At 66.8% G+C, this 19,684-nt stretch carries 6 protein-coding genes; 2 read left to right on the plus strand and 4 right to left on the minus strand.

Features of this window, described 5'->3' with window-relative positions:
- Positions 1–51 precede the first annotated feature (51 nt).
- Positions 52–1,551 (plus strand): TldD/PmbA family protein, encoded by a 1,500-nt coding sequence (locus ABH931_RS28340; RefSeq protein WP_370119159.1) that lies wholly within the window; start codon positions 52–54, stop codon positions 1,549–1,551.
- Between the two features lie 644 nt (positions 1,552–2,195).
- On the opposite strand, the gene ABH931_RS28345 is transcribed toward ABH931_RS28340, so the two are convergent.
- Positions 2,196–3,812 carry an ISL3 family transposase gene (locus tag ABH931_RS28345; RefSeq protein WP_370119162.1) on the minus strand — a complete coding sequence of 539 codons (1,617 nt, stop codon included), beginning with the start codon at positions 3,810–3,812 and terminating at the stop codon, positions 2,196–2,198.
- Between the two features lie 61 nt (positions 3,813–3,873).
- On the opposite strand from ABH931_RS28345, the gene ABH931_RS28350 reads away from it, so the two are divergent.
- On the plus strand, positions 3,874–4,056 hold the full coding sequence (locus tag ABH931_RS28350) for a hypothetical protein (protein ID WP_370119174.1): 183 nt from the start codon (positions 3,874–3,876) through the stop codon (positions 4,054–4,056).
- Between the two features lie 489 nt (positions 4,057–4,545).
- Here ABH931_RS28350 and ABH931_RS28355 read toward each other — a convergent pair whose 3' ends face one another.
- The 3 genes from ABH931_RS28355 to ABH931_RS28365 all read right to left on the minus strand — a co-directional run bounded on the left by ABH931_RS28355 (position 4,546) and on the right by ABH931_RS28365 (position 19,528).
- Positions 4,546–4,914: a hypothetical protein gene (locus ABH931_RS28355; RefSeq protein WP_370119164.1), complete on the minus strand. Its 369-nt coding sequence runs from the start codon at positions 4,912–4,914 to the stop codon at positions 4,546–4,548.
- Between the two features lie 197 nt (positions 4,915–5,111).
- Complete coding sequence (locus ABH931_RS28360; RefSeq protein ID WP_370119167.1) at positions 5,112–16,982, minus strand: LamG-like jellyroll fold domain-containing protein; 11,871 nt, start codon at positions 16,980–16,982, stop codon at positions 5,112–5,114.
- Between the two features lie 1,685 nt (positions 16,983–18,667).
- Positions 18,668–19,528, minus strand: coding sequence for a hypothetical protein (locus tag ABH931_RS28365; RefSeq protein WP_370119169.1), 861 nt, complete (start codon positions 19,526–19,528; stop codon positions 18,668–18,670).
- Positions 19,529–19,684 lie beyond the last annotated feature (156 nt).

A 19,684-nucleotide genomic window follows, 5' to 3' on the forward strand; every position in this document is an offset into this window, starting at 1 on the left:
AATCTTCCCTCGATCCCTCAGAGGAGACCGATGTCGCGGACATCGCCAGGCATGGACGACTCCTTCCTCGCCCTGCCGCTGCGGCCGCTGGCCGACGCCGCGCTCAGCCGGGCGCGCGCGCTCGGCGTGAGCCACGCCGACTTCCGGCTGGAGCGGGTGCGCAGCGCCTCGCTGCGGCTGCGCGACGCGCGGCCGGCGGGCGGCTCCGACTCGACGCAGCTCGGCTACGCGGTCCGCGTGGTCGTGGACGGCGCCTGGGGCTTCGCCGCGGGCGTGGACCTGACCCCCGAGGCCGTCGCCCGGGTCGCCGACCAGGCCGTGGCCGTCGCCAGGCTCTCCGGCGGGCTCAGTGAGGAGGTCGTCGAGCTGGCCGAGGAGCCCTCGTACGGGGACGTGAGCTGGGTGTCCTCGTACGAGGAGAACCCCTTCCACGTGCCGGACGCGGAGAAGTCGGCGCTGCTGGCCGACTGGAGCCGCCGCCTGCTGGACGCCCAGGGCGTCTCGCACGTGACGGCCACGCTGCTCTCGGTGCAGGAGAACAAGTTCTACGCCGACACCGCCGGCACCGTCACCACCCAGCAGCGCGTGCGGCTGCACCCCGAGCTGGAGGCCGTCTCGGTCGACGAGGCCACCGGCGCCTTCGACTCGATGCGGACGCTGGCCCCGCCGGTCGGCCGCGGCTTCGAGTACCTGCGCGGCACCGGCTGGGACTGGGACGCGGAGCTCGCCGAGATGCCCGAGCTGCTGGCGGAGAAGATGAAGGCCCCCAGCGTCGAGGCCGGCCGCTACGACCTGGTCATCGACCCGTCCAACCTGTGGCTGACCATCCACGAGTCGGTCGGCCACGCCACCGAGCTGGACCGGGCGCTCGGCTACGAGGCCGCCTACGCGGGCACCTCCTTCGCCACCTTCGACAAGCTCGGCTCGCTGCGCTACGGCTCCGACCCGATGCACGTCACCGGTGACCGCACGGTCGAGCACGGCCTGGCGACGATCGGTTACGACGACGAGGGTGTGCGCACCCAGGCGTGGGACCTGGTCAAGGACGGCACCCTGGTCGGCTACCAGCTGGACCGGCGGATGGCGAAGCTCAAGGACCTGGGCCGCTCCAACGGCTGCGCCTTCGCCGACTCCCCCGGCCACGTGCCGGTGCAGCGGATGGCCAACGTCTCGCTCCAGCCCGCCGCCGAAGGACCGGACACCGCCGGGCTGATCGCGGGCGTGGAGGACGGCATCTACATCCTCGGCGACCGCTCCTGGTCGATCGACATGCAGCGCTACAACTTCCAGTTCACACAACAACGGGCATACAGGATCCGGAACGGCCGCCTCGCCGGACAGGTCAAGGACGTGGCCTACCAGGGCACCACCACCGACTTCTGGGGCTCCCTCGTTGCGCTGGGCGGACCCCAGACCTATATCCTCGGAGGGGCTTTCAACTGCGGAAAGGCCCAACCGGGGCAGGTCGCGGCCGTCTCGCACGGCTGCCCGGCGGCCGTCTTCCAGGGAGTCAACGTCCTCAACACAGCGCAGGAGTCCGGTCGCTCCTGAGGCGAGGTTGGGCGGGGGCCCGGTCTTCGGTTCTGCACAATGTTCACCGAACAGAGGGCATAGCGCTTCGAGCCGGGACCCCCTCCAGGCCAGGTCACGCAAGGCTTCGGCCGTCTACGACCGAGAGCGGCCGGACCCTCGAAACCATCACCAGGACAACACCACTGCACGCCGTTTGAACCGCAGCCGAGGAGCCCTATCGGCGCCGAACGCCGGAAGGGAACAAGAAGCGCCCAGAAACTGCGGCGAACGGCGCCGTCACTGAGCCGGGTGCGCAGGCCAGGCTCCTGCCTCCCATCGGACACTCGGACCCATATCTGAGACCGGACACCAGCAGGACGAACGTCGCCAAGCTGAGGCAGAGCCCCGCCTTGGCGGCCTCGCACCCAGATCGTCACAGCTAGAGCTGAAGTCCAATCGCGGCTTCCGGGCTGCGTAGCCACCCCCGGGAGGAGGCCGTCCCGAAATATGGAGCGCCAGTCAGGACGCCCTACCCCCACGTCCACTGAAGATGAAGGCGGGGTGCACCAAGGCCATGCAGCCACCGTAGGGTCCGAGTTGTCGGCGGCGGCTCAATTTGGGTTCTGGATCACTTTCCGTGCAGCGCTGACGGACGGTCACAGACCCGCCCCGGCCCCGAAGGGTCACGCGGCCAGCAGGACGCGCTTGCGTAGCAGAGCCAGGCCGGCCCGGCCGAACATCTGCCGCTTCAGCATCTTGATCCGGTTCACCTGCCCCTCCACCGCACCCGAGCTGAACGGCAGGCTCAGCCCCGCCACCACCGCCGCCAGATCACAACCGATCCCACTCACGAACGAGCCCAGCTCGGGCAGGTTGCTGGCGTTCACCCTCTCGATCCAGGCCGCGAGATCATCGCGGCCGCTCCGGGCGGCCATCATCTCGGCGAAGGTCCTGACCAGGTCGGCGGTGGAATTGAGCTGAGGGCAGCGGGCGAGGATGGCCTTGAGCTTGAGGGCCTCGTCCTGGGTGAGGCTGTCGGGATGGCGGGTGATCCAGCCGGTGACGTCGCGGACCGATGGCGGCTTGGCCCGGCCGGAGGGCTTGCCGCCGGCTCGGAGGGGATAGAGGTAGTCACGAACCACCGAGTAACCGCCCGGGAATCCGGCTGCCTTGATCTCGTCGAAGAGCGCCGTCGCGCTCGTGCACCCCTCCTGCCACCGCTGGTGCAGGTAGGGCTTGAAGTCATCGAGAATGCTCGTGCGGCCCTGCCACTTGCCCGCGACCAGTTCGTCGGCGGTGGCCGCGCGGGCGAATCTGCGGATGGTGCCGCGGGCCAGGTCCAATCGGCGGCCGACCTCCCGCTGGCTGATGCCCTGGGCGAGCAACGCGTGCACGGCCCGGTGCCGCTCCCGGGTGCGGTCGGCATACCGGTGGGCGGTCCTGCTGTCGGCCCTCCCTGCCTGGGCGATCTTCTCCAGTTCGGCGATCGCCGCGGCGGAGGCCTCTGGGCTGGGCGCCGGCTCGGGTTCGCGCAGCTGAGCCGAGTGCCGGGAAACGCAGCGCTCCACGGCCTCGGTGAGGTTGTGGAACAGGTGCCAGCGGTCGGCAACTTGGACCGCGTTCGGCGCCCCGAGGCTGGCTCCCTCGGCATAGGCGCTGGCGCGGTCGCGGCAGATGACCTCGACCCCGGGGTGCTCCTTCAGCCAGTGGGCCAGGGTCGCGGCCTCTCGGTCGGGCAGGAGGTCGATGGGGCGGCGGGTCTCGACGTCGATCAGCACGGTGCCGTAGATGTGGCCCTTGCGCAGGGCGAAGTCGTCGACGCCGAGCACGCGAGGGGTCTTCACCTGGGGGTCGGGCATGGCCCGGACCAGCCGCAGCAGGGTCGAGCGGCTGACCGACGAACTGAGTACTGCGGCCAGGCGGGCACCAGCCCGTCCAGCAAGCATGAGCGCGACGATCTGCAGGACAGCGTGCAGCCGCTGACTTCGCCGACCATGCGGGAAGGTGAGCCCACCGACCTGCTCTACGAACGTCGTCCGCGAGCAGGAGGCGGCGACGCAACGGAAGCGGCGGACCAGCACTTTCAGCACGACCTGGCGCCCGGCGACCGCCGAGTCGGCCAGTTGGCGTTCGTACCGGCTGTGGACGCGCTGCGATCCTGTGCCGCACGCCGGGCAGAACGCTTCGGGCGCGCACGTGCGGGCCGCGACGACCACGGCATCCTCGCCGACCTCGATGTCTGTCATCACCAGCCCGTCCAGGTCCGGGAACAGGACGTCCTCTATGTCTACGTCGCTCACATCCGCTGATCATCACGCTGGCATGGACGGTCCAGCAGGTGCGCGTCGAAGGTGATCGAAATTGCTGGGCTCGTTCGTGAGTGGGATCGGTTGTGATCTGGCGGCGGTGGTGGCGGGGCTGAGCCTGCCGTTCAGCGCGGGTGCGGTGGAGGGGCAGGTGAACCGGATCAAGATGCTGAAGCGGCAGATGTTCGGCCGGGCCGGCCTGGCTCTGCTACGCAAGCGCGTCCTGCTGGCCGCGTGACCCTTCGGGGGCCGGGGCGGGTCTGTGACCGTCCGTCAGCGCTGCACGGAAAGTGATCCAGAACCTCTTTTCAACCGTCGCCGACACGAGTGGGGGTGGCCACAGCAGGCGGATCTTCGCCAGGATCCACCGGCCACGAGCATGCCGTCGCACGGGCACCCAAAGAGCAAGACCAGCCACTGCAGGCATGCGGAGAACGAGAGGTGGCGCTTCCATGAGTTTGTCAACGATTCAGTCGTTACGTGGGTACATGCGCAGATCCCGCACCTGCCTGAACCGCCAATCGCTGCGACCCAGTGCCGACTCGCAAGGAGCGGGGAAGTGACCGCGTCCTCGCTCACCGTGCTTGTGGCGCTCCGACTGTGGCCTACGAGCACAGGCGCCGAGGCGCGTTTTTCATTCGCTTGATCCGGTTGTCCATACCAGAAGCCTGCGAACTCCCATCCGTCACACCTCACAAAATTGTGTCATGAACTCCTTGGGACGCGGTCAGGGAGCAGGAATCCAAACAGGGCCCTCGCGAGGGTAAATAAGGCCATTCAGGACAGGGTCATCCCCATGAATCACCATGTTCAGAAACTCGACCACACCGACATCGTAACGACGCCAAGGATCATCAAAATTCCTCCCTCGTAGCCAAACAATAGTTGACCAAGAGTCTGGATTGCTGCCTTGTGTCAGCCAAAAGCAGGTGTCACCGTTGTAATTGCTTCCCCATTCAAGCAGGCCGCCCGCCTCAGGGAAGATCGGATAGGGGCATCGGTCGGAATCCTCATCACGCATCCTATTGAGGGCTCCGCCCATACCATCGGCGAAGTAGTCTACGAAGGCCCTGAACCCGCCCGGTTCGTCACTCACCTGGGTCCAGGGTGCGACCACAGAGAGGTCCCCCCACAGCTCTCCGGGGCCAAAGTATTCCATGAATTCACGGTAATCAGCCGGGAAACGAATTCCAATCTCACCGACAGATCTCTCCCAGGGGACCGATCGAGGCTGACCCACCTCAAGGCCGGCAGTAGCAGCAAATTCTGCGAGGCTATCGCGCATTGAACGACCTAACGGCTTCCGTCGAGATAATGTCCGTTGAATTCATTCTCAACTTCCTCAGAGTGAACGTCAACCAATTCACCGTTGCGCGTTCGCACCGTGAACCGATACCGGTAGTCGTGGGGAATCGTGCAACCAACCAGCAAGCACTCTGGCTTCACTGACATATCCACTACAAGACCTCTGGGGTCTCCCTTGACCAATTTCCGAATTTCCGACTCGATAGCATCCATTCCCCCGACGTTCACGGATCTCCAGCAAGGCGAGAGGTTGGCATCGATGCCAAGGCCACCAGTGCTATTGGGAATCAGATGGCAGCTGTTGACCAGCTTGCCGGCCTTTACGAGGGGGTAAAGCTGCTCCGATCGCGCCTTGGCTTCGGCCATACCCGGACCGTTGGAGTTCGATCTCCCGCCATCACTGAAACCGACATAGAAGCACCCCTCAGCACCAGTTGCCTGCCCATTCGCCCCAGTAGGCGCATAGTACGTCCAGCCATCGTCCGGCCCATTGGTATATGAAGGATACGGCCTGCGGTCAAGGCATGTGGGCTGGCGGCGCTTTTTTTGATCGGCCACAACACCGTCCCCACCTGGATCGGAAATCGGCTCAGGGTTAGGCTCGACGGTCGGTTCAGGTGCCGGCTCGTCGAAGAAGTCGGCGACGATTTCGTTGAAAGTCGCGTCCACAACTGCGGCCGTCAAAGTGTCCGCCAGCGCAACGGTGCTGCCGGCGAAGGCGGCGACTCCTGTGGCAATTCCGGTGGCGAGACCCTTGGCCGCATGGCTGAGTTCTTTCTCGAGCCAACCGAGGGGATTGTCGTGGATGTGGGGTCGCTGGTTGATGGGGTTGGGGTCGAACGGTGGCGGGCAGTATCCGGTACAGCCGCCACCGCCACCACCGCCACCGGGGTTGATCGGGATCCCAGGGGGCCCGTACATGGTGGGCTCGCGGACGTCTGGGTAGGTAGGCGGGGGTGCCCCTGCGCCCTGGTGGCATGCTCCCGGATCCGAGTCACACGGGTTAGTAGACCCGGGGAACGGTATGGACGGAGGCCAGGACGGAAGCGTGAGCTTGTCAGACCATCCGAAGTACAGGCAGACGACAAGCGCGAGAAGGCACTCGGCGATCGAGTAGTGACCGGTGGGATCGGTGCGATCCAGTGGGTCGCCATCGGCGTACGCGTATCGGTTGCCTTGATCAGAGCCCGAGTTCGGGTTGAGGGTCCAGCTGTCTCGGGAGGTGAAGGTGCCGCTGCTGGGTTGATACCAGCGGGCGTGCATGTTGACCAGACCGGTGGTGGGGTCGGTGAAGCCGCTTTGGTAGCCGAGGTTGCCGTTGGTGCCGTTGGCGGCGGTGGGTTGGCCGAAGGGGTCGTAGGCGATGGAGGAGGAGAGGGTGGTGGCTGTGGGGGTGAGGTCGGCGATGTCGTTGTCGTGCTGGTCGGTGATGGAGAGGGTGGGGTTGGTGATGGTGCCGGCTGACTGGTGCGCCGTGCCGAGGAGGCTTCCGTCGGGCAGGCGACTGTAGGCGTAGAGGGTGTCGGTCACCAGGTTGTTGGAGCCGCCGTCGTAGGTGAACGTCGTGCCGGCGGTCTGGGCGATGCGGTCGAGTGAGTCGTAGGTGTAGGTGACGGATCCGTCGGCGGTCATGCGGTCGAAGCCGTCGTACTGGACCGTGGTCGCGTTGCCCGATTGGGGTGTGATGGTGCTGAGGGTGCCTCGGGCGGTGTAGGTGTAGCTGGTGGTGCCGTTGGTGAGGAGTTCGTTTCGGGCGTCGTAGGTGGCGCTCTGGCTGCCGGAGTTGGTGCGGTTGCCTGCGGCGTCCCAGGTGTAGTTGGTGGTCTGGGTGCCGTTGTTCCAGGCGGTGATGCGTCCGGCGAGGTCGTAGTTGTAGGTGTTGTTGCTGGCGCCTGCGGTGCCGGTGGTGTTCTCGGTGGTGATCTGGTTGTCAGGGCTGTAGCCGTAGGTGATGGAGGCGAGCGGGTTTCCGCTGGTGTTCTTGACGGTGTCGGTCTGGAGGCGGCCGAGGGTGTCGTAGGTGTAGTTGCGGGTGTCGCCACCTGTGCCGTACTGCTCGGTCTGGAGTTGTCCGGTGTTGTTGTAGGTGTAGTTGACGGTTGCGCCGGTGAGGGGGTCGCTGGCGTTGGTCAGGCGGTTGCCGTTGTCGTAGGTGAAGGAGGTTGCGCCTGCGGCGTCGGTGCGCTTGAGCATGTTGCCGTTGGCGTCGTAGGTGTAGGTGGAGGTGCCGCTGGGGCCGTTGGATGTCAGCAGGTGGCCGCGGTCGTCGTAGGTGTAGGTGTCGGCGGTGCCGCTGGGGGTGCCTGCGGAGGTGAGGTTGCCGGCTGCGTCGTAGGTGAGGCTGCGGGCGGCCGTGGTGGTGTCTGCGCCTGTGGCGGTCTCGCCGGTGAGGTTGCCGAGGACGTCGTAGGTGCTTTGGCGGACGACTCCGCCGGGCTCGACGAGGGTGACGGGTTCACCGAGGCTGTCGTAGCTGGTGGTGAAGGTGCCGTCGGCCGGGTTGGGGGACGCGGTGGTGGGCGGCTCGATGGTGGACTCGGGCTGCTTGAGGCTGTTGTAGGTGTAGTAGGTGGCGATGTTCTTGCCGTTGGTGAAGCGGGTGCGGTTGCCGTCGGCGTCGTAGCCGAAGGTCGTAGTGATCGACGTTCCGGTCGCGACGGGTTCGACCTGCCGGGTGATACGGCCGAGCGCGTCGACGGCGTAAGTGGTGGTGTGCGCGGCCTGGTCGGCGGGGTTCGCCACGTTGTCGGTGCTGCTGGTGCGGTTGCCGTCCAGGTCGTAGCCGTAGTAGGCGGTCCCTGTGGTGGCTCCGGTGTTGTCGACGGTGCTGACGGTCAGCGGCTCACCGAGCGGATTGTAGGCGGTCGTGGCCTTGGTGCCATCGGGTTGAGTGACCGTGGTTGAGCGCCCGAGGCCGTCGTAGCCGGTGCTGGTGGTGAGCTGGCTTGGGTCGGTGACGCTGGTCGCTTCGTTCGCGGCGTTGTACTTGGCGGTCGTGGTGCCGCCGCCTGGTTGTGTTGAGGTGAGCTGGTTGCCGGCGTCGTCCCAGGTGTACTTGGTCGTGTACGACTGGGGGCTGGGGTAGCGCTCGTCGGCGGTGCTGGTGATCTCGCGCCCGAGGTCGTCGTAGGTGGCCTCGGTGACCGCTCCGGTGGGGCCGGTGGCGGAGAGTACCTCGCCGTCGAGGTCGTAGCTGTAGGTCTGGGTGACGGGCTCGCTGTTCAGCTGGGGTCCGGTGACCTTGACCAGGTTGCCGAGCTGGTCGTAGCTGCGGGTGGTGGTCAGGTTGAGGCCGGTCGGGTCTTCGGTGGCGCTCTGCAGTCGGCCGAGGGCGTCGTAGCCGGCGGTGGTGACCGGGTGCAGGACGGAGCCGATGTGGGGGTCGGTGTACGCCGGGGACGCGACGGCGACTGCTTCGCCGTCCTGGTCGTAGGTGGTGGTGGTGATCGCGGCCTGCGTGGATCCGCTGCTGGTCAGGGTTCCCTGGGGGTCCTCGACGGACGTGGCGTCGCCGAAGGTGTCGTACCCGGTGTAGGTGATGGGCGTCTGCTGGGCGGCGGTGCTGCTGGCTGTGGCCGGGTTGTAGGTCTCGATGGTGACCGGTGGGGCGATCGAGGTCGTGAGGTGGCCGTCTGCGTCGTAGGTGTAGTAGGTGGTGTAGTTCGCGGCCGTGGCGCCGTTGGCGTTTCCGTCGGCTGAGACGGACGACAGGGGCAGACCGCGCTGGTCGAAGCTGACGGTGGCGGTGTGGTCGCCGTTGGTGTCCTTGACGGTGGTGCTGGTGGCGTCGCCGAGGTTGTCGTAGAGGTAGTCGGTTTCCTGCGAGACACCCGCGCCCGTTTTGACGATGTTCGCCATGGTGTCGTCGGCGTTGTACGTGGCGGTGCTTGTGCGGGCCAGGCCGCCGGGGTCGAGGGTGGTGCTGGTGAGCCGGCCGTCGGTGTCGTAGGTGAGGGCGGTGGTGGTCTTCCCGCCGCCCTTGGTCTGCGAGGTCAGGTTGCCGGCGGCGTCGTAGCTGTCGGACTCCTCGACGACGTTGCGTGTGGTGCCGTCGCTGTTGTGGAAGCCGTCGAGGTCGACTTCGGCGACGTGGTTGTCGTCGTAGTAGTACGTGTGGGTGGTGCGCCCCATCGCGTCGGTGTCGGCGGCCAGGCGCCCGGCCGGGTCGTACGAGCGGGAGTCGATGGTCACCCAGTGGGCGGAGACAGGGTTGTTGGGGCTGCCGGTGTAGTTGGCGATCGCGGTGGACTGCAGCTGGCCCATCGGCGAGTAGCTGTAGGCGTATTGCGTGCCGGCCGGGTCGGTCTTTCCGGTGACGTTCCCGTAGTTGTCGTAGGAGTAGGTGGTGGCACGGCCCGCCGGGTCGGTGAGCTTTTGCACAAGGTCGTTCGTGGCGTTGTACTGCCAGCTCGTGGCGCGGGCGGTGTCGCCGCCGGTGAGGTCGCTGACGGTACGGCTGAGCTGGTCGCCGTCGGTGTCGTAGACGTAGCTCGTCTGCGGGGTGTGCACGACGCCGGTGACGGCGTCGGTGGTGGCCGGGTCGGTTTGGGTGAGGAGGTTGCTCTGGCCGTCCCAGGTGTAGGTGGTGACCATGGTCGACTGTCCGCTGCCGCAGTTGCTGCAGCTCACCGACTTGGTCAGGAGTCGTCCGAGCGCGTCGTAGCTGGGATAGGAGGTGACAAGGCCGGACGGACTGGTGACGTGGTCGAGGTCACCGTTGCTCTGGTAGCTGTACTGGGTCTTGTGGCCTGCGAAATCGGTCTTGCTCGCGAGCAGGCCGGGCGGCTCGGTGCCCCCGCCGACTGCAGGTTCGGTGCCGGTGGTGTAGGTGTTCCGGCTGGTGCTGCCGTCGGGTCGTTCGGTGGAGGTGGGGTTGCCGACGCTGTCATGTCCGTAGGTCGTCACGTAGGTCGTGTCGCTACTGCTGGACGAGCGGGCGTCCGCCATGGTGATGAGCTGGTCGTTGGCGGGGTCTAGCGCGTTGGTCGCGTCGAGGTAGTAGGTGGCGTAGCTGGTCTGGCAGTTGCCTGGGTTGCGGCAGGTGGTGGTGGAGACGATGTTGCCGCGGGCATCGTGACCGTGGGTGGTGGTGTGGCCGTCGGGGTCGGTGACGGTGTACAGGTTGCCGGCGCTGTCGTAGGTGTAGCTGGTGGTGTTGCCGTACGCGTCTGTGCTGGATATCTCCCGGCCCATCGCGTCCGAACGGTAGCTCAGGGTGTTGTTGCCGGGGTCGGTGACGGTGGCGGTGATGACGGCGGCGGGGCTGGTGGCGTTGCCCATGGCCTGGTAGTGGCTGGTGACGGTGGTGGCGTCGAGGGCTGCCGGGTAGTAGGAGACTTCGGCGATGGTGCCGTGGAAGTGGTTGGTGCCGGTGGAGTCGGCGGTGGGGGCGCTGGGCCAGCCGGTGACGGTACCGGCGCCGATGTAAACGCCTGCGTCACCGTTGAACTGGACGGGGCCCGCGTTGATGGTGGCCTGGGAGACGCCGTCGAGGTAGAGGTGCTGGGTGCTGCCGGTGGCGGTCAGGACGGCTTGGTGCCAGTTGTCGTCAGTGACGGTGCTGGTGCTGGTGGCGGTGTTGGCGGTCCCGCCGGTCCAGAACTGGCCGTGGAGTTTGCCGTCAGCTCCCACATAGAGGGCGGGGTTCCAGTCGTCGCTGCCGGTCGTGGCGGTGCCCAGCTGGTTGGTCTGGTAGCTGTACAGGACGCCGGCGGTGCTGGTCTTGAACCACAGCTCGATGCTCGCGGGTCCGGTGATGGGGGCCGCGGTGGCGGGGAGCTGGAGGGAGGAGCTGCTGCCGTCGAAGCCGGCGGCGGACGCGTCGGGGGTGCCGGAGGGGCCGGCGGATCCGAGGGTTGTGCTGGTGTAGGTGCCGGCGTAGGGGTCGGGCAGGGAGGTACCGAGTTCGTCCTGGGCGTAGGGGGAGGTGGTGGGGTCGTCCAGGCGCCAGTAGTCGGCGGCTCCGTCTTGGACGACGCGGGCCCGGTAAGCCTCGTCGGAGGTGGCCCCGGTGCCGTTGTTCGCGGTGGTGGCGGCTTGGTAGTCCCCGAGGATCGTGGAGGGGGACAGGCCGTAGTTGTAGGTGGCGAAGTCGGCGAGGGCGCCGTTGAAGTGCCCGTCGGCGTCGGTCGGTGCGGAGGGCCAGCCGCTGTCGTGGCCGGCGCCGAGGTAGGCGTAGCTGTTGCCGTTGTACTGGACGGTTCCGGTCAGGGGTGTGCCGGTGGGCTGGCCGTCGAGGTAGAGCTGCTGAGTGTTGCCGTTGGCAACCAGGGCGGCCAAGTGCCAGCCACCTGTGACGGTCTGCGTGGAGCTCATGGCGCCGGTGCTGGAGCCAGTCCAGAACTCGCCGTGGAGCTTGTTGTCGGTGCCGACGTAGAGGGCCGGGTCGTAGGCGCCGCCGCTCGTGCCGAGTTGGGGGACCTGGTAGCTGTAGATGACGCCGGGACTGTTGGTGTTGAACCAGACCTCGACGCTGGCCGGCGCCCACTTGGGGGCGATAGTGCCAGGGAGCTGAACGTAGGAGCTGGAGCCGTCGAAGACCGCGGCCTGGGTGCTGCTGGCGGTGCCGGGCAGCATCGCCCAGGGGCCGGTGGTCGTGCTGTGGGAGGTGGCGCTGAACGTGCCGCGGTTCTGCTCGGATGCGGTGGCGGAGACGAGTTCGGTGGCGATGTTGCCGGTGGCGTCATCGAAAGGCCAGTAACCGGTCGGGTGCAGGCCGAGGACGGCGCCGTCGTACATGGTGTGGAAGTTGGTGGTGCAGCCGCCGATGCCGCAGGTCTCGTAGCCGGTGGTGGATCCGGCGGAGACGGCCAGGTTGGAGACCTGGGTGCTGTTCAGGCCGAAGGGGTAGACGGCCACGTTGGAGATCTGGCCGTTGAAGTGGCCGTCGGGGTCGCTGAGCGCGGAGGGCCAGCCGTCGGAGGCGCCTGCACCGACGAAGACGTGTCCGGTGCCGTTGGCGGAGATGGTGCCGGACAGAGTCCCGACGGAAGTGCCGTCGAGGTAGAGCGTCTGGCTGTTGGTGCCGGTGGCCGTCAGGACAACAGAGTGCCATTTGCTGTCGGTCACGGTGGCGGTGGTGGCGAGCGGGTCGACGCTGCCGTTCCACAGCTCCGCACGGAGCTTGCCGTCGGTGCCGACGTACAGGGCCGGGTTCCACTGGTCGCTGCCGCCGGCGGCGTGCGCGGCGCCGATCGGAAAGGACTGGTAGGAGAACAGCACCCCGGGGTGGCTGGTGTTGAAGTACAGGCTGATGGTGCCGGGGCCGACCTGGGGGACGTTGGTGGCGGGCAGTTCGGCCCACGAGTCGGTGCCGTCGAAGCTCGCTGACGTCTCCCCCGCCAAAGCGCCGGTGGCGCCGAGGGTGACGTTGGAGTAGGTCCCGTTGTTGGGCGTGGGCCGTGCGGAGTACTGCTGGTTGGCGGCCTGGGTGCCGTTCCAGTCAGACAGGGTCCAGTAGCCGGACGGGTTGGAACCCTTGACCGCGGTGCGATAGGCCTGCACCGATCCGGACACGGTCGGAACATGGAGAGTCCAGTTGCCGCCGTTGGAGTCGGTGATCTTCGAGGCGCGGTCGTTGACGGCGTCATAGGTGACAGCGAGGTTGGACTTGCCGGACGGCAACGTGATGCCGGTGAGCTCGCTGGCCTGGTGCGTGGCGGACTCGTACTGGGAGATGATCGCGGTCGCGCCCAGCGCGTGCTCGTAGGTGGCGACCTCGGCAATCTGGCCGTTGAAGTAGGTCGCGTAGCCGGTGTTGCCAGTGTTGTGGGGCTGGTCCGGCCACAGGCCGCCCAGGAACCCGGCCCCGACGTAGGTCTTGGACTCCACGATCGGCTGGACCTGCGCGGACAGCGATGCAACCTGGGAACCGTCAAGCCACAGCTGCTGCTGGTTGCCGGCTGCGGCCAGGACTACGAAGTGCCAGGTGCCGTCCGCGACATTGCCGCTGGTGCTCATCGGGGCGATGGACGCGCCGGTGCCGAAGAACTGGCCGTACAGCTTGCCGCTGGCGCCGATGTACAGGGCCGGGGTGTACGCGTTGCTGGTGGTGGACTTGGCCAGGCTGTCGGCCTGGTAAGAGAACAGGACGCCGCCCTTGGTCGTGGTCTTGAACCACATGCCTACCGACAGGTAGGACGTCTTGACGGTGTCGTCGGGCAGCGAAATCTGCGCTGTGCTGCCGTTGAAGCCGGCAGAGGTGGTTGGCGAACCTGTCAGCGGTCCGGAGAGGTCACCGAGATCGACACCGCCGGCAGGCGTACCGTTGTCGGCGCCCTCGTTGGCCAGGACCTCGTCGGTGACGCGGGCGCTTTGCAGCGGGTCGTCCAGGCGCCAGTACGACTTGGGGCCCGCGTCCATCACCGCAGTGCGGTAGTGGCTACCTGGCGTCCCGCTGGTGGCGGAGTCGGTGTAGGTGTAGTTGGTGCACGACGGGCTGGTGTTCGTGCCAGTCGGCGGAGCGCATGCCTGGGTCAGCTCGTTGGGGTTGGCGGAGTTGCCGTAGGCGTAGGTCCAGGTGAGCGCCGGTTTTCCGGGCCCGGCCGCGTCGGTGGCGATCTGGGTGACGTGCGAGCCGGTGCTGTCCCACGCGAAGTGCAGGGCACGGGTGCTGGCGTTGTCAGTGACCGCGGATAGGGTGTTGTTCGTCCACGTCAGTGTCTGAACGTTGCCGTTCTTGTCCTTGATCGAGGACGGCAGCCATTCCTGGTTCTGCTGGATCGGTCCCCAGGTGTGTCGGATCGGGGCGCCCTGGACGAACGTGTACGTGGTGCCGTTGCTCTCGCGCAGTACCCAGCTGCCGTCGGTTTGCGGGTAGAGATCCTGCGCCTCGCCTTCGGGGGAGGTGTACAGGTCCATGCCGGTGGTGGTCTTGCCGCTGCCGGCAAAGTTGCCGGTGGAGTGGTAGAGGTACTGGACCCCGGGGCTCATGTCGGTGGCGACGAAGTCGGTGTTGGTGTCGCCGCTGATGCCGTTGACGGCGGCCAGGCCCTGGTAGGTGGCCCAGCCCGGGCCCTCGGTTGTGGTGGTGTTCCACACGCCGGTGCCGAGCGTGCCGGTGCCCTTGGCTGGGTAGAGCTTGAGGTTGTTGTTCGGGTCGATGGTCATCAGTCCGGGGGCGCCGTTGAAGGTGCCGCCGGTGAGCTCGCGCATGCCGTTCCAGCCGCCGGTGCCGACCTCGACGCGCGAGCCGAGAGTGCCGTCGGAGTTGAACGGGTACGCCCACAGGATGCCGGTGGACTTCTCCACCGCGAGCAGGTCCTTCTTCCCGTCACCCGACAGCGGAGGCGTCACGGTCAGGTCCGTCATGCCGTTCCAGCCGCCGGTGCCAATCTCCCCAGGCGCATAGGAGGAGAATGGGCCGTTGGACTGCCAGGACGTCATCAGGTGGCTGCACACAACACCACTGCACGTCGGCTGGTTGGAACCGGTCGCCTTGCCCGTGAACTCCCACAGGCTGCCATCGCTGGGGTCAACGCCGATCAGGTCGCCGTGACCGCTGCCGTCGACCTGGCCGCCGGTCAGGTTGGTCAGCGTGCTCCAGTTCCCGGACGGAAGGCCCGCCATGGTCACGTCATTGGTGCTCCAGTTGTGGGCGATGCCGATGCGAGTGGCGGCGGAGTAGTCCGGCCCTGGGTACAGGTACAGGTCGCCGGTGGAGTCGTCGACGGCGACGATGTCCTCGATCCCGTCGCCGGTCACGTCCCCGACGGAGGCGGCCCCGGCGAGAGCGAAGGTGTTGCGGCCGAAGCGCTCTTGGCGCCCCTGGGCGTTGGTGAGGACCACGCCGCCGTCGCCCGCGGTGCTGTAGTCGGGGTTGAGCCGCATGTCGTACAGGCTCGACCAGCCCGCGCCGAACATCCCCGAGTAGCGGGGGTCGAGGGAGTTGTAGGTGCGGGTGACTGTGAGGGCGGGACCAATGGCCTTGACATCCGCATCCGTGACGGACGTCGTGTAGTTCCCGGTCTTCGCGTCGAACGGCTGCCCGGTTCCCCCTACGTTCGAGAGGCTCGAGGTGATCTCAGGTTGCTGGATCTGCACGGAGAGCGCGGCCGGGTTCGACCAGGCGCTTTGGTCGTGGCTGTCGGAGACGGCGACGGTCCACTCGTAGGTGCCGTTCCACGCGAGTAGCCCACGGGGGATGACCCAGTTGCGGCCGGACTGCCAGCCCGAGGTGGCCAGCTGGGTGCCGGAGGACGACAGCAGCTGGAAGTCGTAGGTGAGTCCGCTGCCCGGCCAGTTGTCCGGATCGTGCCCCGTGGCGAAGAGTTCGGGTGTGAGCGAGGTGACGGTGGTATTGGACAGCGGCTCGATCGCGTCGATCTGCGGCGGGATGTTCTTGGCGGAGATCCACGTGCAGTTCTGGAACGGCACGCCGTAGGTGTCTGCGAGGGACGATGTGCCATTGAGGTACAGATCCCAGCACAGCTGGTACGTCGTGCCAGCCGTCAGCGCCGGAATCGTTCCCGTCATCGTGACTGAGGCGTTCGGCGCGACTGTGCTCGGGATTGCGGTCAGCGGTGTGGAGGTGGAGATCTCGTGCCAGCTCGCGTCGAACAGACGTGCCTTGAGCTTCATGTTGGACGAGGTCCAGGACGTGGTGCCGCGGTTGGTGAGCGTCACGCTCTGCGAGCCGGTGGACTGGCTCGTGGGCATCACGTAGCTGGACGGGGTGGAGTAGTCAGCGCCGTAGGGGCTGTACTGAATGCTGAGGTAGGGCTGGCCACCGGAGACGTTGACGCTGTTGAACTTCTTCCAGGCGTTGGTGTCGGTGTCCGAGGCCGTGACTGCCAAGCCGTTGTTCGTACCTCCGTGCGCCCAGTCCTCGACGAGCTGGGTGCCCGCTGCCTGGGGGCCGACGCCCACGTGGATCGTCTGCCACAACGAGCCGCCACAGTTGCTGCCGCCGGTGAAGCTTGCCGTGCCGAGTACGCCGTTGTCGACCGTCACGCCCGGGAACGCCGAGATCGAGCCAGGGGCCCAGGAGGCATCGATCTTCCGTACGTCCACAGCCTCGGGCGTGCTGCAGTTCGCCGAGTCGATCACGACCATGTCGAGGTCGACCGCCTCGATGTAGTCATTCTGCAGCGTGGTGCCGACCGGGAACGTCAGGTATGTGTTGGCGACGTGCGTGCCGCCGTCGTACGTACCCGCGTCGAGCTCCGGACCCGTGGAGTGATTGGTCCCGTCGTTTGTTTCGACGTAGGTCGAGGCGCCGGCCGTCGCCGTCTGGGTGCTGGGATCGACGCGGACCGGGAATACCCGCTTCGGGTCGTGCAGCCACGAGGCGTCCAAGGTCATACGCAGCGCCGGAGCGCCGTCCACCTGCACCAGCGAATAGGTGACCGGGGCCGCCTGCCCCTGGTGAGCGGCACCGTTGGAGGCGGAATCCTGCATGAATCCGCGCGGGATGACCAAGAGCACGTGACCCGAGGAATCGATGAAGCTCACGTCGCCCGACTTGTCCAGCGTGGGCGAGACGCCGTTCAGGGCCAGAGGGAAGGTCCACGTCGTGGGAGCGGACGCGTCATGCAGGACCAGCGTCTCCTTGATGCCAGCACCCTCGCCGTCGTAGACGACGTCACTCTCCGGGAAGGCATCAGCGAAGGTCAAGGTGTTGCCGTGCACCTGGCCTGCCACGGGCTGGGCGCCCAGGATTCCGTAGGACACGGTGTGACTGGCGTCGAGCGCCCAGCTCACCAGGGCGGGTGCGTCAGCCTGCGCCGCGAAAGTCACCGGTGTCGAGTTCGCGGCCTCGCCGAGCCGCCCGTCACGGGAGCGACTGACCAGCGCGGTGTTGATGTCGTCCCAGGTTCCAGAGGACGTGCGGTAGTGCACGGGACTGGAGTAGACGCGCATGGTCCGCGTCCCATCCGGGTTCTGGTAGATGCTCGTCGAAGCAGTACGGAGGGAAACGATCTCCTTCCCCGCAACGGGAAGGCCCGGAACACCCGTCTGCGCCGACGCGTCCTTGCCCGACACGGGAGCGGCGCCAGCCTTCCTCGCAGCGCCCTGAAGGGTCTGCACCAACCCTGCCGGAGGCTGCACCGTCTTGCCCGTCGCGCGAGCACCGAGCGCCGAGGAGAGCCTCGTCCCACCAGCTCCGAGCGCCTTGGCCGCCGCAGGGATCTCCCCCTTGCCGCGCTTTGGTCCCGAGCCCGTTCCCGCCGACCCCAATTCGGTGTCCGAGGCACTGACCCGATGACCGAGCCCTGCCGCTGACCCACTCAGTTGACTCGGTCCGTGCGCGCGGGCCGCCTGAACTGCTTCAAGTGCCGTGAAAGCACTGGCCTCCTGCGTCGCCGCGGTCATCACCAGGGCCAACACGGACAGCATGGCGGATGCCCGCAGCAAAAGGCGCCGGCCCCGCCACCCAAACCGAGTGCGCCCACCAGTCACCAAGGCACAGACCTGCGTCCGAACCCAGGAAACCACTTGATGGACCGACAGCGAGCGGCGCACGCCAACCCCCAACGCAGCGCGGACATTAACCCGCTCGAGGACACAGAACGCACACATTTCTACAGATGATCAAGCGCCTTGTCGACTAATCAATATGCGCACTTCCAGGTGGTATGCGCTCCCGAGTCCTCAAATGCACAGGTGAAACGGGGGCCACTTTCGAAAGAACCTTCACGGAACTCTTACTCACAGGCTGCGATTGGAAGACCGCGCACAGCTGACTCACAGCCAGAGCGTGAAGCTCGCAAGACGAGAGCGCTAGCATGACGGCCGTCCACGAGCGCCACTCTCAAGCGGAATCTGTATTCGTGGCGTTCTTGAGTGGACCTTCGATTGGCCAGACCGCCAGAGAGACAGGGAGGCATCCAGATGAGGGGCCCTTGGAAGCACCGGAGGCCCGCTGTCGGGACGGGCAGAAGGAAGCCCATCGGACTTGCGCTCCTTTTGTGTGTCGCGGCAACAGTCGGCGCCCTGTGGGTGTTCTCTGCGACGAGACACGCCAATCCCCCGCTCAAGGTCGCCGACGTGTCCGGCCGGCCGACGGCCTGCTTGGCCTCAGACTCCAACCCGTCGAATGGGGCCACCGTCACACACCTGTGGTCACTCATGCGTCACGCCGTCTCAGGCGAGCGCGTCAACGCACAGCAGATCCAGGTCCCAATACCCCGAGGCGAAAACGCTGGACCGTACCTGGCCGGCCTTGTGAATCAGCACTGCGACCTCGTGGTCACCGTTGGAAAGCCCTTCGGGCAAGCCATCGACAACATGCCGAGGAGCCCAGGCAAGGCCCAATTCATTGCCGTGGACTCAGGGTTGGCAAGACCGGGATCAAGCCAACTCACCCTGGTGAGCACCAACGCCGCACAGAAGGCAATCCAGGTCGCCATTTCGAAACTGACCGCCTCAGAGTGAAGTTCGCGCTGCCCGACTGCCTTCCGGCGGGCAGGTTCCCGTCTTGCCTGCGCTGGCAGCGCAGGCAAACAAACCCAAGGAAGAGACGGGCCTGCCCACCCGGCGAAGCGACCTGCTCGGGGGCGTTCGTCACCCTCAGCAGGCAAAGGCGGGGCCACGCCCGCCGATAATCAGTGCCAGCGAACACTGCCGGCGTTGGGGCCGTAGGGACTCAAGCCGTCGAGGTACGGTTCGAGGTCCTTCGGCTCGACCTTGCGGGGCTTGGGCGTAACCGGCAGTTCGGTGAGTGGGTCCAGGGCGCGCGCGTAGGCTCGCGCCCAGTCCAGCCACTCCCGCGCCGCCGCCACCCCACCACTCTCCCCCGCGGCGGTCTCGGCGGCGAGTCGGTGCTCCAGCGCATCGCAGTAGGCATCCAGGTCCCTGGCCTCGCACCACAGCTTCGCCTGCCGACGCAGATGTTTGGCGAACTGCTCCTGGACCGCCTTCTCCCGTGCCCCGGCCATGGCCGCTTCCCAGCGCGCCCGCTGCTCGGCCTCAGCGCGTTCCTGCTCCAACGCTCGCTGGCGGTCCTCGGCCGCCCGCTCCGGGAGCATCGCCATGGCCTTCGGGAGCTGGTCCTCGACCGTCCAGGTCTTGCGGTCGTTCCACGTCGAGCGAGCAGCTTTGAGCAGGAGCCGGGCAGCCTTCTCCGGGTCGGCTGAATTCGGCGTCTCCTGCTCGACGGTCACCGTGTACGTGAACTCCTCCACCACCACTTCGAACTCCCCCTCCCGGCACGAGTACGAGGGCGGATAGTGCCGGCCACCGTAGCTGTAGCCGCCCCTGCGGCGGCGATCCGGGACAGGCTTCTCCCGCACCCGATACCCGCGCCGCTCCGCCTCGGCCGCAAAGGCCTGCAAAATCAGCAGAGCCCGCCGCCGCACAGCCGCAGGCATCACCAGGCGGCCCTCGTCGTCACGAAGCTTGGCCACCACCGGGTGCGGAGAGCGCAGCTGTTGCGGCACGGGAACCGGACGAATGTCCAGCTGCATATCCGCGAGCCTGGACTGGACACCACCCTCGGCCAGGGCGATCCGGAAAGCACCGGCAGGATGAACCGCACCGGCTTGGTCGGAGACTCTAGGTTGTGAATGTGACCTGCGGTTTCGTGGCTGTCAGGTAGTAGGCGGCTTCGTATTCAGCAGGCG

Origin of the sequence: Streptacidiphilus sp. MAP12-33 (assembly GCF_041261265.1) — a bacterium.
Taxonomy (GTDB): Bacteria; Actinomycetota; Actinomycetes; order Streptomycetales; family Streptomycetaceae; genus Streptacidiphilus.